Here is a 15,361-nt window from a genome sequence, read left to right as displayed (position 1 = left end):
TCCTCCTGGGACTCGGTAGTTGTTCCCGAACGTTGCGAGACTCGGCTGAAGAGCCTACATCCCGCGGGGCGACGGGGTTCTTCCTACAGGTTGATGGTGGAGCTGGTCGACCTGTGGGGACTCACTCGCCCCGGGTCTTCTTGATGATCTCGTCAGCAACGTTGCGAGGAACCTCGGCGTAGCTGTCGAACTGCATCGAGTACACCGCGCGACCCTGCGTCTTCGACCGCAGGTCACCGATGTAACCGAACATCTCGCTGAGCGGCACCTGGGCGCGCACGACCTTGACGCCGGTCGCGTCCTCCATGGACTGGATCATGCCACGGCGCGAGTTGATGTCGCCGATAACGTCGCCCATGTACTCCTCGGGCGTACGCACCTCGACGGCCATGACCGGCTCGAGCAGAACCGGGTCAGCCCGCTTGACGCCCTCCTTGAGGACCATCGAGCCGGCAATCTTGAACGCCATCTCGGACGAGTCGACCTCGTGGTACGCGCCGTCGATGAGCGTGGCCTTGACACCCACGAGCGGGAAGCCCGCGAGCACACCCTGCTGAAGGGCGGACTGGATACCCGCGTCGACCGACGGGATGTACTCGCGCGGGATGCGACCACCGGTGACGGCGTTGTTGAACTCGTAGAGCTCGCCCTCGGCCGTGTCGAGCGGCTCGAAGGTCACCTGGACCTTGGCGAACTGACCCGAACCACCGGTCTGCTTCTTGTGCGTGTACTCGACCTTCTCCACCTTGCGGCGGATGGTCTCGCGGTAGGCGACCTGCGGCTTGCCGACGTTCGCCTCGACCTTGAACTCGCGGCGCATGCGGTCCACGAGGATGTCGAGGTGAAGCTCGCCCATGCCGCCGATGACGGTCTGGCCGGTCTCCTCGTCGAGCTTGACGCGGAAGGTCGGGTCCTCTTCGGCGAGCTTCTGGATCGCCGTCGAGAGCTTCTCCTGGTCGGCCTTCGTCTTGGGCTCGATGGCCACGTCGATGACAGGCTCGGGGAAGGTCATCGACTCGAGGATGACCTGCGCGTTCGCGTCGCTCAGGGTGTCACCGGTGGTGACGTCCTTCAGACCGATGAACGCGTAGATGTGGCCCGCCGACGCCTCGTCGACCGGGTTCTCCTTGTTGGCGTGCATCTGGAAGATCTTCCCGATGCGCTCCTTCTTGCCCTTGGTCGAGTTCACGACCTGGGCGCCCTGCGACACCTTGCCCGAGTAGACGCGGATGAAGGTGAGCTTGCCGAAGAACGGGTGCGCGGCGATCTTGAACGCAAGAGCCGAGAACGGCTCCGTGGCGTCCGGGTGACGCTCGACCACGAGCTCGGGGTCCTTGGCGTCGTGGCCCTTGATGGCCGGGACGTCGAGGGGCGAGGGCAGGTAGTCGATGACGGCGTCGAGCATGGGCTGGACGCCCTTGTTCTTGAACGCCGAGCCGCACAGGACCGGGAAGGCCTCGCCGGCGACGGTGAGCTTGCGGATGCCGCCCTTGATCTCGGCGACCGTCAGCTCCTCGCCACCGAGGAACTTCTCCAGCAGGTCGTCGTCGGTCTCGGCGACGGCCTCGAGGAGCTCGGCGCGGTACTGCTCCGCCTTCTCCTGCAGGTCGGCCGGAATCGCCTCGACCGTGTACTCGGCGCCCATCTTGGTCTCGCCGCGCCACACGATCGCGCGCATCTCGACCAGGTCGACGACGCCCTCGAAGTCGTTCTCTGCGCCGATCGGGAGCTGGATGACCAGCGGGCGGGCCTTGAGGCGGTTGACGATGGTGTCGACCGTGAAGTAGAAGTCGGCGCCCAGCTTGTCCATCTTGTTGACGAAGCAGATGCGCGGGACCTCGTACTTGTCCGCCTGGCGCCACACAGTCTCGGACTGCGGCTCCACGCCCTCCTTGCCGTCGAAGACGGCAACCGCACCGTCGAGGACGCGCAGCGAGCGCTCGACCTCGACCGTGAAGTCCACGTGACCGGGGGTGTCGATGATGTTGATCTGGTTCTTGTTCCAGAACGCGGTCACAGCAGCGGACGTGATCGTGATGCCACGCTCCTGCTCCTGCTCCATCCAGTCGGTCGTCGAGGCACCGTCGTGGGTCTCGCCGATCTTGTAGTTGACGCCCGTGTAGAACAGGATCCGCTCGGTCGTCGTCGTCTTGCCGGCATCGATGTGCGCCATGATGCCGATGTTCCGGACCTTGTTGAGGTCGGTCAGCACGTCAAGTGCCACGGTGGTGTACCCCTTGTCGGTGGAGGGCGGTACGCCTGCGGCCCCGGGGGCAGGTCACCCCCAGGGCCGACGACGATTACCAGCGGTAGTGTGCGAACGCGCGGTTCGACTCGGCCATCTTGTGCATGTCCTCGCGGCGCTTGACCGCGGCACCAAGGCCGTTCGAGGCGTCGAGGATCTCGTTCATGAGGCGCTCGGTCATCGTCTTCTCGCGGCGAGCTCGCGAGAAGTCGGTCAGCCAGCGCAGGGCCAGCGTCGTCGAGCGGGTGGGGCGCACCTCGACCGGGACCTGGTAGGTCGCGCCACCGACACGGCGGGAGCGGACCTCGAGGGCCGGGCGGACGTTCTCGAGCGCGCGCTTGAGAACGACGACCGGGTCCTGGTCCGTCTTGGTGCGGACGCCCTCGAGGGCGCCGTAGACGATGGCCTCGGCCGTGGACTTCTTGCCGTCCAGCAGAACCTTGTTGATCAGCTGGGTGACGACAGGGGACCCGTAGACCGGGTCGGCGATGAGCGGCCGCTTGGGGGCCGGACCCTTACGAGGCATCAGGCCTTCTCCTTCTTCGCGCCGTAGCGGCTACGGGCCTGCTTGCGGTTCTTCACGCCCTGCGTGTCGAGCGCGCCGCGGACGATCTTGTAGCGGACACCCGGGAGGTCCTTCACACGGCCGCCGCGCACGAGCACGATCGAGTGCTCCTGCAGGTTGTGGCCGACGCCGGGGATGTACGCGGTGACCTCGATCTGCGAGGACAGCTTCACACGGGCGACCTTGCGCAGGGCCGAGTTCGGCTTCTTGGGGGTGGTGGTGTACACGCGGGTGCACACGCCGCGCCGCTGCGGGGAACCCTTGAGGGCGGGAGTCTTCGACTTCCCGGCCTTCGAGGTCCGGCCCTTGCGGACGAGCTGCTGGATCGTAGGCACTACGTCTCCGTCGTCTTCTTGAGCTCACGGAGGCCGGCCGGCCTCCGCGGGTGGTATCAGGCTGTGCGTGCCGACAGCAGGAGGCACGCAGCCCCACTACGGAGGGACCGCAACGCCACTTACCACCGGCTCGATGGCCCGGACCGGCCGCGGCGGCGGACGCCAGCAGCGGATCACGGGATGCCCGGGCACTCACATCGCGGCGCCTGCTGCCAATCCACGCTCAGGCGGACTCGCGGCGGGCACGCGCGACGGCACGGGCACGGTCGCCAAGACTACCCGCCACGCCGGGTATGGGCAAAACGGAAGGGTGTGACGTGGGTCGCTCGCCGGTGTTCGAGCATTCGGGGGTGTCTTCGAGCGCCCGAGGGCTCGAAGACGCACCGAATGCTCGAACACCCCCTGCACGCGACGCAGCCCCCGCCACCCTGGGGCGGCGAGGGCTGCGTCGTGTGCAGGTTGGTCAGCGGAAGTCGCCGAAGTCCAGGTCCTCCAGCGGGATCGCCTCGCCCGAGCCCATGCCCAGCGTCGGGAAGTCGATCTCGTCGTAGCCGAAGCTCGGGTAGAGCTCGGCCTTGGCCTGCTCGGTCGGCTCGATGTCGACGTTCCGGTAGCGGGGCAGGCCCGTGCCGGCGGGGATGAGCTTACCGAGGATGACGTTCTCCTTGAGGCCCAGCAGGGGGTCTCGACGGCCGCTCATCGCCGCCTCGGTCAGCACGCGGGTCGTCTCCTGGAAGGAGGCGGCCGACAGCCACGAGTCGGTGGCGAGCGACGCCTTCGTGATGCCCATGAGCTCGGGGCGACCGGAGGCCGGGTGGCCACCCTCCGCCACGGCGGCCCGGTTGGCGTCCTCGAAGCGCGTGCGCTCGGCGAGCTCGCCCGGCAGCAGGTTCGTGTCACCCGAGTCGAGCACGGTCACGCGACGCAGCATCTGCCGCACGATGACCTCGATGTGCTTGTCGTGGATGTCCACGCCCTGGCTGCGGTAGGTCTCCTGGACCTCGTCCACCAGGAACTTCTGGGCGGCACGCGGGCCGAGGATGCGCAGGACCTTCTTCGGGTCGCGCGCACCCTGGACGAGCTGGGTGCCGACCTGCACGTGCTCGCCGTCGTCGATCATCAGACGGGCACGCTTGGAGACCTGGTAGCGGATCTCCTCGGAGCCGTCGTCGGGCGTCAGGACGAGCTGGCGCGAGCGCTCGGCGTCCTCGATGGTGACGCGGCCGGTGTACTCCGCGATGGGCGCCTCGCCCTTGGGGGTGCGGGCCTCGAAGAGCTCGGTGACACGCGGCAGACCCTGCGTGATGTCCTCGGCCGAGGCGACACCACCGGTGTGGAAGGTACGCATCGTCAGCTGCGTGCCCGGCTCACCGATGGACTGCGCCGCGATGATGCCGACGGCCTCGCCGATGTCCACGAGCTTGCCCGTGGCCAGCGAACGGCCGTAGCACTTGGCGCACGTGCCGACGCGCGACTCGCAGGTGAGCACCGAACGGACCTTGACGGTCTCGATGCCGGCCGCGAGCAGCGCCTCGATCTCGGCGTCGCCCGCGTCGTGGCCGCCCTGGGCGATGACGTTGCCCTCGGCGTCGGTGACGTCCACGGCCAGCGTGCGCGCGTAGATCGACGTCTCGACGCGCGGGTGCAGCGTCAGCGTTCCGGCGATCGACTCGGCCACGGGCAGCGTCAGGCCACGCTCGGTGCCGCAGTCGTCCTCACGGATGATGACGTCCTGCGACACGTCGACCAGACGACGCGTGAGGTAGCCCGAGTCGGCCGTCCGCAGCGCGGTGTCGGCCAGACCCTTGCGGGCGCCGTGCGAGGCGATGAAGTACTCGAGGACGGACAGGCCCTCGCGGTAGTTGGACTTGATCGGGCGCGGGATGATCTCGCCCTTCGGGTTCGCCACCAGACCACGCATACCGGCGATCTGACGAACCTGCATCCAGTTACCACGGGCACCCGAGGACACCATGCGGTACAGCGTGTTGCGGGCGTTCGACTCGAGGTTCTCGCGCATGCCCAGGGCGACCTTGTCGGTGGCCTGGGTCCAGATCTCGATGAGCTCCTGACGGCGCTCGTCGTCGGTGATCAGACCGCGCTCGAACTGCTGCTGCACCTTGAGGGCACGCTGCTCGTGCTCTTCGAGGATCGCGTCCTTGACGTCCGGCATCGCGACGTCGGAGATCGCGATCGTGACGCCCGAACGGGTCGCCCACTTGTAGCCGGCGTCCTTCAGGGCGTCGAGCGCCGCGGCGACCTCGACCTTCGGGTACGACTCGGCCAGGTCGTTGACGATCGCCGAGAGCTCCTTCTTGCCGACCACGCCGTTCTGGAACGGGTAGTCGACCGGCAGGGCCTCGTTGAAGACCGTGCGGCCCAGCGTCGTCTCGAACAGCATCGGCACCTCGGGCTCCCAGCCCTCGGGCTCCTCGCCCGGCTCGAACACGACGTCCGACATGCGGATCTTGACCGTCGCGTTGAGGTCGAGCTGGCCGCGGTCGAACGCCATGATCGCCTCGGCCTGCGACGAGAACACACGGCCCTCGCCCAGGGCGCCGGGGCGGTCCGACGTCAGGTGGTGCAGGCCGATGATCATGTCCTGCGAGGGCATGGTCACCGGACGGCCGTCCGACGGCTTGAGGATGTTGTTGCTCGAGAGCATGAGGATGCGCGCCTCGGCCTGGGCCTCGGCGGACAGCGGCAGGTGCACGGCCATCTGGTCACCGTCGAAGTCCGCGTTGAACGCGGCGCACACGAGCGGGTGCAGGTGGATGGCCTTGCCCTCGACGAGCTGCGGCTCGAAGGCCTGGATGCCCAGGCGGTGCAGCGTGGGCGCACGGTTGAGCAGCACCGGGTGCTCGGTGATGACCTCTTCGAGCACGTCCCACACGACCGAGCGCGTGCGCTCGACCATGCGCTTGGCCGACTTGATGTTCTGCGCGTGGTTGAGCTCCACGAGGCGCTTCATCACGAACGGCTTGAACAGCTCGAGCGCCATCTGCTTGGGCAGACCGCACTGGTGCAGCTTGAGGGTCGGGCCGACGACGATGACCGAACGGCCCGAGTAGTCGACGCGCTTGCCGAGCAGGTTCTGGCGGAACCGGCCCTGCTTGCCCTTGAGCATGTCCGAGATGGACTTGAGCGGGCGGTTGCCCGGGCCCGTCACCGGACGCCCGCGGCGGCCGTTGTCGAACAGCGAGTCCACGGCCTCCTGCAGCATGCGCTTCTCGTTGTTCACGATGATCTCGGGGGCACCGAGGTCGAGCAGACGCTTGAGGCGGTTGTTGCGGTTGATGACGCGGCGGTACAGGTCGTTCAGGTCCGACGTCGCGAAGCGGCCACCGTCGAGCTGCACCATCGGGCGCAGGTCCGGCGGGATGACCGGGACGGCGTCGAGCACCATCGCGGTGGGCGAGTTCGTCGTCGTGAGGAACGCGTTGACGACCTTGAGGCGCTTGAGCGCGCGCGTCTTGCGCTGCCCTTGCCCGAGCGGATGATCTCGCGCAGGTTGGCGGCCTCGGCGTCCAGGTCGAAGCTCTCGAGACGCTTCTGGATCGCCGCAGCACCCATCGAGCCCTCGAAGTACGGGCCGAAGCGGTCCTGCAGCGAGCGGTACAGCATCTCGTCGCCCTCGAGGTCGGCGACCTTGAGGTTCTTGAACCGGTCCCAGACGGTGTCGAGGCGGTCGAGCTCGGCGTCCGCGCGCTTGCGCAGGTTCGCCATCTCGCGCTCGGCCGCGTCGCGCACCTTGCGGCGGGCGTCCGCCTTGGCACCCTCGGCCTCCAGCTCGGCAAGGTCCTGCTCGAGCTTGGTGGCGCGGGCGTTGATGTCGTTGTCGCGGCGGTCCGCGATCTCCTTCTTCTCCAGGTCGATCTCGTTCTGGAGACGCGGCAGGTCCTCGTGGCGGCCCTCGTCGTCGACCCACGTGATCATGTAGGCCGCGAAGTAGATGACCTTCTCCAGGTCCTTGGGCGCGAGGTCGAGCAGGTAGCCCAGGCGGGACGGCACACCCTTGAAGAACCAGATGTGCGTGACCGGGGCGGCCAGCTCGATGTGACCCATGCGCTCACGGCGCACCTTGGACCGCGTGACCTCGACACCGCAGCGCTCGCAGACGATGCCCTTGAAGCGCACGCGCTTGTACTTGCCGCAGTAGCACTCCCAGTCCCGGGTCGGGCCGAAGATCTTCTCGCAGAAGAGGCCGTCCTTCTCGGGCTTGAGGGTGCGGTAGTTGATGGTCTCGGGCTTCTTGACCTCGCCGTGCGACCACTGGCGGATGTCGTCCGCCGTGGCCAGGCCGATGCGCAGCTCGTCGAAGACGTTGACGTCGAGCAAGGTATTCCTACTTCCCTTGTGGCTCTTGAAAGATTGTCTTTGTCAGCGTTGAGCTGAGATCAGATCTCGTCGATCGAGGACGCGGCGTTGGGCCGGCGGGAGAGGTCGATGCCGAGCTCCTCCGCCGCGCGGTACACCTCGTCGTCGGACTCCTTCATCTCGATGGAGGAGCCGTCCGAGGACAGGACCTCCACGTTCAGGCAGAGCGACTGCATCTCCTTGAGGAGCACCTTGAAGGACTCCGGGATGCCCGAGTCGGGGATGTTCTCGCCCTTGACGATCGCCTCGTAGACCTTGACGCGGCCGGGGACGTCGTCGGACTTGATGGTGAGCAGCTCCTGGAGGGTGTAGGCGGCGCCGTACGCCTCCAGGGCCCACACCTCCATCTCGCCGAACCGCTGGCCGCCGAACTGGGCCTTACCGCCCAGCGGCTGCTGCGTGATCATCGAGTACGGACCCGTCGAACGCGCGTGGATCTTGTCGTCGACCAGGTGGTGCAGCTTGAGGATGTACATGTAGCCGACCGAGACCGGGTCCGGGAACGGCTCGCCCGAGCGGCCGTCGAACAGGCGCGCCTTGCCGTCGGCGCCGACCATGCGGTCGCCGTCGCGGTTCGGGAGCGTCGTCGAGAGCAGCCCGCGCAGCGCCTGCTCCTCCAGGCCGTCGAAGACCGGGGTCGCGACGGGGCTGAACGGCTCGGAGCGCTGGGCGGTCTCGGGCAGGTGCGACTTCCACTCGGCGTTCGCGTCCTCGGCGAGCTCGACGTCCCAGCCGCGGCTGGCGACCCAGCCGAGGTGGGTCTCGAGCACCTGGCCGACGTTCATGCGGCCGGGCACACCGAGCGGGTTGAGGATGACGTCGACCGGGGTGCCGTCGGGCAGGAACGGCATGTCCTCCTGCGGCAGGATCTTCGAGATGACGCCCTTGTTGCCGTGACGGCCGGCGAGCTTGTCACCCACCGTGATCTTGCGGCGCTGGGCGATGTACACGCGCACGAGCTGGTTCACGCCGGCGGGCAGCTCGTCGCCGTCCTCGCGGTTGAACTCGCGCACGCCGATGACCGTGCCGGACTCGCCGTGGGGCACCTTGAGGCTCGTGTCGCGGACCTCGCGGGCCTTCTCGCCGAAGATCGCGCGCAGCAGGCGCTCCTCCGGGGTCAGCTCGGTCTCCCCCTTCGGGGTGACCTTGCCGACCAGCACGTCGCCGGCGCCGACCTCGGCACCGATGCGGATGATGCCGCGCTCGTCGAGGTCAGCCAGGACGTCCTCGGAGACGTTCGGGATGTCCCGCGTGATCTCCTCGGGGCCGAGCTTGGTGTCGCGCGCGTCGACCTCGTGCTCCTCGATGTGGATCGAGCTGAGGATGTCGTCCTCGATGAGGCGCTGCGACAGGATGATCGCGTCCTCGTAGTTGTGGCCCTCCCACGACATGAACGCCACGAGCAGGTTGCGGCCGAGCGCGAGCTCGCCCTCGTCCGTCGCGGGGCCGTCGGCCAGGACCGAGCCGGGCTCGACGCGCTGGCCCTCGTCCACGATCACGCGCTGGTTGTAGGACGTGCCCTGGTTGGAGCGCACGAACTTCGCGATGCGGTACGACGACGTCGTCGCGTCGTCGTTGGCGACGAGCACCAGGTCGGCCGACACCTCGGTGACGACGCCGGCCTTGGTGGCCACCACGACGTCGCCGGCGTCGACGGCCGCGCGGCGCTCCATGCCGGTGCCGACGAGCGGCATCTCGGAGCGCACCAGCGGCACGGCCTGGCGCTGCATGTTGGCACCCATGAGGGCGCGGTTGGCGTCGTCGTGCTCGAGGAACGGGATCAGCGCCGTGGCGACCGACACCATCTGGCGCGGGCTCACGTCGATGTAGTCGACCTCGGAGACGGGGACGTCGGACGTCTCGCCGCCCTTGACGCGCACGAGGACGCGCGGCTCCTGGAAGTGCCCGTCGACCGTCAGCGGCGTGTTCGCCTGGGCGATGACGTAGCGGTCCTCGTCGTCGGCCGTGAGGTAGTCGATCTGGTCGGTGACCTGACCGTCGGCGACCTTGCGGTACGGCGTCTCGATGAAGCCGAACGGGTTGATGCGGCCGAACGACGCGAGCGAGCCGATGAGGCCGATGTTCGGGCCCTCAGGGGTCTCGATCGGGCACATGCGGCCGTAGTGCGACGGGTGGACGTCACGGACCTCCATGCCGGCGCGGTCACGGCTCAGACCGCCGGGGCCGAGCGCGTTGAGGCGGCGCTTGTGCGTCAGGCCGGCGAGCGGGTTGTTCTGGTCCATGAACTGCGACAGCTGCGAGGTGCCGAAGAACTCGCGGATCGACGCCACGACGGGGCGGATGTTGATCAGCGTCTGCGGCGTGATGGCCTCGACGTCCTGCGTCGTCATGCGCTCGCGCACGACGCGCTCCATGCGCGACAGGCCGGTGCGGACCTGGTTCTGGATGAGCTCGCCGACGGCGCGGATGCGGCGGTTGCCGAAGTGGTCGATGTCGTCGGTCTCGACGCGGACCTCGACGGCCTCGCCGTTGCGCGTGCCCGGCAGGGCCGCGACGTCGGCGTGCAGAGCGGCGAGGTACTTGATCGTCGCGACGATGTCGGAGCGCGACAGCGTCGAGTCCGTGAGCGGCGCGTCCAGGCCGAGCTTCTTGGAGACCTTGTAGCGGCCGACCTTCGCGAGGTCGTAGCGCTTGGGGTTGAAGTAGAAGTTCTCGAGCAGCGCGCGACCGGCCTCGACCGTGGGCGGCTCGCCCGGGCGGATCTTGCGGTACAGGTCGACGAGGGCCTCGTCCTCGGTGTGGACGTGGTCCTTCTCGAGCGTGTCGAGCACGGCCGGGAACTGCGCGAACTCCTCGCGGATCTCGGCCTCGGTCATGCCGAGCGCCTTGAGCAGCACCGTGACGGACTGCTTGCGCTTGCGGTCGACGCGCACGCCGACGGCGTCGCGCTTGTCGATCTCGAACTCGAGCCACGCACCGCGCGACGGGATGATCTTCGACGTGAAGATGTCCTTGTCCGACGTCTTGTCCGGGGTGCGCTCGAAGTACACGCCCGGCGAGCGGACGAGCTGCGAGACCACGACGCGCTCGGTGCCGTTGATGATGAACGTGCCGCGCGGGGTCATGAGCGGGAAGTCGCCCATGAAGACCGTCTGCGACTTGATCTCACCGGTCGTGTAGTTGACGAACTCGGCCGTCACGAAGAGCGGTGCGGCGTAGGTGAAGTCCTTCTCCTTGCACTCCTCGGCCGTGTACTTCGGCGGCTCGAAGCGGTGGTTGGAGAAGGACAGCGACATCGACTGGCCGAAGTCCTCGATCGGCGAGATCTCCTCGAAGATCTCCTCCAGACCGGACGTCGCCGGCACCGCGGACGAGGCGGCGGCCACGCGGTGCTGCCAGGCCTCGTTCCCCAGCAGCCAGTCGAAGCTCTCGGTCTGCAGGCCGAGGAGGTCGGGGACCTCGAGCGGTTCGTAGATCTTGGCAAAGGAGAGACGACGGGATGCGGTGCGGTTCGCGATAGCGTCGGCGGACGGAACAGAAGGGGTGCGCGAGGCAGCCAAGAGGGGTCCTTCCCTGCAGTTCGATGGCACGCTGTACGCTTTCGTGTGCCCCGCACAGGACCGTCCGGGCATCGGACACCCACGACGTCGCCACGGAGTACGTGGGTGACGAGTGGCGGCTGATGGCGGTCGGGGAAGGTGAGGCGGACACACGCGAGCGCAAAGCGTTAGCATAGTCGGCCCTGACCCGTTTGTCTACTGCACGAGGGCGCGACAGTAGACGCCAGGCCGAGCCGGTCGATATCGGCGCAAGATCGACGGGGTCGATCTCGCGGACCGGAAGGGTGCGAGGCGTTGTCTCGGTGGCCGCCATATGCCGCCCAAGAACAGCGGTGCGCAGGAGTATACCCCCGCGAGGACGGGCGAGGCCCCGCACCCTGGGGGTACGGGGCCTCGCTCGGAGATGAAGCGGCTACGCCGCGAGCGTCACTTGAGCTCGACGGTGGCGCCGGCGCCCTCGAGCTGCGCCTTGGCCTTCTCGGCCGTCTCCTTGTTGACGTGCTCCAGGACGGGCTTGGGGGCGCCGTCGACGAGGTCCTTGGCCTCCTTCAGGCCGAGGGACGTCAGGGCGCGCACCTCCTTGATGACCTGGATCTTCTTGTCGCCGGCGGCGGTGAGGATGACGTCGAACTCGTCCTTCTCCTCCTCGGCGGCAGCCTCACCGGCGCCACCCGCGGGGGCGGCAACGGCGACGGCGGCGGGGGCGGCGGCGGTGACCTCGAAGGTCTCCTCGAAGGCCTTGACGAACTCCGACAGCTCGATGAGGGTCAGACCCTTGAACTGCTCGATGAGCTCCTCGGTGGTGAGCTTCGCCATGATGGCGTTCCTTTCGTTCACGCTTCGTGGGCGTCAGGCCCGTCAGAAGCAGAGGGGGATGTGTGGGTGCGCTGCGATCCGCGGTGCGGATCAGGCAGCGGCCGACTCCTGCTTCTGACGCAGGGCATCGATGACGCGAGCAGCCTGGGCGGTGTTCGCGGTGAACATGTAGGCAGCCTGGAACAGCTTGGCCTTCATGGCACCGGCCGCCTTGGCCAGCAGCACCTCGCGGGACTCGAGGTCCGCGAGCTTGGTGACCTCCGCCGCGGTCAGGGCGCGTCCGTCGAGGACACCGCCCTTGATGACCAGCGCGGGGTTCGCCTTGGCGAAGTCACGCAGACCCTTCGCGGCCTCGACCGGGTCCCCGGTCACGAACGCGATGGCGGACGGGCCCTTGAGGTCGGCGTCGAGACCCTCGACACCCGCCTCCCTGGCCGCGATCTGGGTGAGCGTGTTCTTCACCACGGCGTAGGTTGCGTTGCCGCCGAGCGACCGACGCAGCTCCTTGAGCTGCTTGACGGTGAGCCCGCGGTACTCGGTCAGCACGGCCGCGTTCGACTCGCGGAACTTCTCCGCGACCTCCGCGACGGCGGCTGCCTTGTCCGGCCTCGCCATGGCAATCCTTCCGGTGGTGGTACCACCGGCTCCAGGATGGCGAAGGCCCGAACACGGAAGGAGCCCCGGCGCAGGCGCACCGGGGCTCGAAGAACGAACGGTGTCACCTGCGCAGGCCCCCGCCGTCGTGGCGGGACTTCGGTCCTCAGCCACCCCTCGAGAAACTCGGAAGGGCAGCCGGAGACGACCGGCGGTCTTGGGTTACCTGCACAGCGTACACGAGTCCACGGGTCCCACGGAAACCGGGCCCCGGGACATGCCTCCGGCCCCGGCGTCACACGGGCAGCGGCCCGAAGCACACGAGCGGCACCGGGTCGCGCTCGGAGCGCGTCGCCGCCGCGAGCGCAGCCCCAGGCGGCAGCCCGGCCCGCAGACCCTCGTGCAGCCGCGGCATGACCCGCACCGCGAGGTCGTCGCGCAGGGGCGCGACCGCGGCCACCACGGCGCGCGCCCCGTGCCGCAGCAGCACGCTCGCGAACCCGAGCGCCTCTCCCCCGACGTCGGAGACCGACAGCCCGAGCTCGCACGCCGACAGCACGACGACGGCGTCCGCGAGGTCGAGGCCGTCGAGCTCGTGCGCGAACAGCGGGCCGTCCGCGAGGCGCAGCGACGAGAACAGCGCGTTGTCCTCCACGTGGCCGCCGTGCGCGGCGAGATGCACGACACGGGCCTTGGCGAGCGCGTCGAGCGCGACCCTCGTCGTCGCGCCCGCGCCCGTGTGCAGGGACGAGCCCGGCCAGACGGCGGCCACGGCCCGCGCCTCGCGCACGGCCCCGTCGGTTCCCGGCCCTGCGAGGACGACGACGCCGCCCGGCCGCGCGGCACCGGCCCCGCCCCCGGTCCGCAGATCGACGCGGTCGCCGACCCAGGTGCGCAGGCCGGAGCGCGAGGGCAGCGCGCACCACGGCAGCGTCAGCAGCCCGCCCCGGGCGGCCACGTGAAGGTCGCCCGGGGCGTCGAGCGGCACCACCAGCAGCGCGTCGAGAGCACCGAGCGCGTGGCGCAGCGACGCGGCGGCGGCCGCGCGCAGCCGCTGCGGGATGAGCGAGTTCGCGACGACGGCGAGGTCCGCCCGGGTCCGGCGCACCAGCTCGTCGATCTCGGCACGCTCCCCGAGCCGCAGCAGGCGCTGACCCCCGCCGTCGAGCCGCACGGCGAGCACCCTGCTGCCGATCGACACGTAGGAGGCGACCACCGGGGCGCCGCCGTGCGCGGCAAGCCCGCGCAGCGCGGCACGCAGCTCGCGTGCCGTCGTCGGCCGGACGGGGCGACGCTCGCCCTCGACCTGCCAGGACCGCTCGCGCGCGCGGTCCTGCAGTCGGCGCGCCTGGACCAGGTGCTGGCGCTTGGCCCGCAGACCCTCCGGCGTCGACGTGGGCCCGAGCGCGAGCGCCGCCTGGTGCGCCGCCCGCGCCTGCTCCAGCAGCATCGCGAGCTCGGGGTCGTCGGGCGGCACGACCCGCGCGGCACCCGCCGCCGCGGCGCGCCCGCGCTCGAGCGCGTCGAAGACCGCCGCGGGATCCCCCGTGGCCAGCGCCGCCTGCGTGTCGACGAGGTTGAGCCGCATCGCGTGGACGCCGCTGGCCGCCGCCGCCTCGACCGACCCGAGCCCCCGGTGTGCGGCGAGCATGCGCTGGCCGTGCTGGACCGCGCGCACGCCCGCCGAACGGTGGCCCGCCGCAAACGCGATGCGCGCCACGACGGCCGGTCTGCCCAGGCGCAACGACAGCGGAGCCGTCCCCAGGTCGGCCGGGACACGCGCGAGGTAGGCGCGCGCGGCGGTGAGGTCGCCCGCGAGCGCGCACCACTCGGCGGCCGCGAGGAGAGCCGGGTAGACGACGGCCATCCGGTCTGCGACGCCGCCGCTGCTGCCCCGGCCGTCCGCGCCGTCCGCGAGCGCGAGCGCGCGCTCCGCCCGACGCCGCAGCGTCGCGCGCGGCACGCGAGAGCGCATCCACCGGTCGGCGCCGAGCAGGGCCTCGAGCATCGCGACCTGTGCGCGCGCCGCCCAGAGCGCGTTGCCGCACCGCGCGAACGCCGCCGCGGCCGCCCGCGCCGCCTCGACGGCCTCGTCGTGCCGGCGCAGGTCCATGAGGCACGCCGCGAGGGTGAGCTCGACCTCGGCACGCACCAGCAACGACCCGTCCCGGACCATCACTGCCGCCTGCTCGAGTGCCTCGACCGCGTCGCCCACGAGTCCCGCGTCCGCCAGCACGCGAGCCTTGTCGAGGAGGGCGACAGGCTCGGGCGTGCCGCCGATCCGCGCGGCCTCGCCCATGGCGCGCAGCGCGGCCGGCAGGTCGCCCTGGACGAACCGCAGCAGACCGAGGCGGTGGCGGGCCATCGCCTCCAGGTCGCGCTCCCCCAGCCGGACGGCGACCTCGGCGCTGGCGCGCAGGTCGGCGTCGGCTCTCCGCGGGTCGCCGTAGTCGAGGTGCAGCGAGCCGTGATGCAGCAGCGCCACGGCGAGGTCGCGCGTCGGCGGCACGTCGGCTCCGCGGAGGACCGTGTCGAACGCCGCCAGCGCGGCCTCGACGTCGCCCGACCGCAGGAGCAGGCGACCCCGCTCGCCCTGGACCGCGAAGGCCTCGGGCTCCAGCCCGCCGGCGAGCGCGTACCGCTCCGCGCCGTCCACGGCCGCCATCGCGCCGCGCAGGTCGCCCGTCGACTCGTAGCGGGCGCGCGCGATCCCCAGCAGCGCGCGCACTCGCAGCGCGGCGCCGGCGCGATGGTCCGGGCTGAGGGCGGGTCCGAGGTCGGCGCCGTCGAGCAGGTCGAGGAGCGCGCGGAAGCCTTCCAGCGCGTCGTCGAACCGCTCGGCCACGTCCGCCTGGTGGGCGTCCTCGTACAGCGCGCGGGCGCGCGCCAGAACCCCGGGCACCACCGG

At 69.8% G+C, this 15,361-nt stretch carries 7 protein-coding genes and 1 pseudogene; all 8 read right to left on the bottom strand.

Translation table 11 applies throughout. The features are described from left to right. Positions 1-121: 121 nt before the first annotated feature. Positions 122-2,224 carry an elongation factor G gene (fusA, locus tag ET495_RS15780; protein WP_129205576.1) on the bottom strand — a complete coding sequence of 701 codons (2,103 nt, stop codon included), beginning with the start codon at positions 2,222-2,224 and terminating at the stop codon, positions 122-124. Positions 2,225-2,300: 76 nt separating this feature from the next. Next, positions 2,301-2,771, bottom strand: a complete 471-nt coding sequence (gene rpsG, locus ET495_RS15775) for a 30S ribosomal protein S7 (protein WP_129205575.1) — start codon at positions 2,769-2,771, stop codon at positions 2,301-2,303. Further along, positions 2,771-3,145: a 30S ribosomal protein S12 gene (rpsL, locus tag ET495_RS15770; protein ID WP_069982102.1), complete on the bottom strand. Its 375-nt coding sequence runs from the start codon at positions 3,143-3,145 to the stop codon at positions 2,771-2,773. Before rpsL ends, rpsG begins: the two co-directional genes overlap by 1 nt. Before the next feature lie 463 nt (positions 3,146-3,608). Then, positions 3,609-7,483: pseudogene (locus ET495_RS15765) on the bottom strand (DNA-directed RNA polymerase subunit beta'). 59 nt (positions 7,484-7,542) lie between these two features. Further along, on the bottom strand, positions 7,543-11,043 hold the full coding sequence (gene rpoB, locus ET495_RS15760; protein ID WP_129205574.1) for a DNA-directed RNA polymerase subunit beta: 3,501 nt from the start codon (positions 11,041-11,043) through the stop codon (positions 7,543-7,545). 426 nt (positions 11,044-11,469) lie between these two features. Then, positions 11,470-11,859, bottom strand: a complete 390-nt coding sequence (gene rplL, locus ET495_RS15755; protein WP_129205573.1) for a 50S ribosomal protein L7/L12 — start codon at positions 11,857-11,859, stop codon at positions 11,470-11,472. A 90-nt stretch (positions 11,860-11,949) separates the two neighbouring features. Beyond that, complete coding sequence (gene rplJ / locus ET495_RS15750) at positions 11,950-12,474, bottom strand: 50S ribosomal protein L10 (RefSeq protein WP_129205572.1); 525 nt, start codon at positions 12,472-12,474, stop codon at positions 11,950-11,952. A 274-nt stretch (positions 12,475-12,748) separates the two neighbouring features. Then, entirely contained in the window at positions 12,749-15,355 is a 2,607-nt protein-coding gene (locus tag ET495_RS15745; RefSeq protein ID WP_129205571.1) for a CHAT domain-containing protein, read from the bottom strand. Positions 15,356-15,361: the final 6 nt, after the last annotated feature.

Source organism: Xylanimonas allomyrinae, assembly GCF_004135345.1.
GTDB lineage: Bacteria > Actinomycetota > Actinomycetes > Actinomycetales > Cellulomonadaceae > Xylanimonas > Xylanimonas allomyrinae.
This window is presented reverse-complemented; position numbering and strand designations above follow the sequence as displayed.

What these genes read in the sequence shown, in the direction of transcription:
- rpsG (WP_129205575.1), bottom strand. Translation starts at nt 2,771, where the DNA reads ATGCCTCGTAAGGGTCCGGCCCCCAAGCGGCCGCTCATCGCCGACCCG.
- rplL (WP_129205573.1), bottom strand. Translation starts at nt 11,859, where the DNA reads ATGGCGAAGCTCACCACCGAGGAGCTCATCGAGCAGTTCAAGGGTCTG.
- rplJ (WP_129205572.1), bottom strand. Translation starts at nt 12,474, where the DNA reads ATGGCGAGGCCGGACAAGGCAGCCGCCGTCGCGGAGGTCGCGGAGAAG.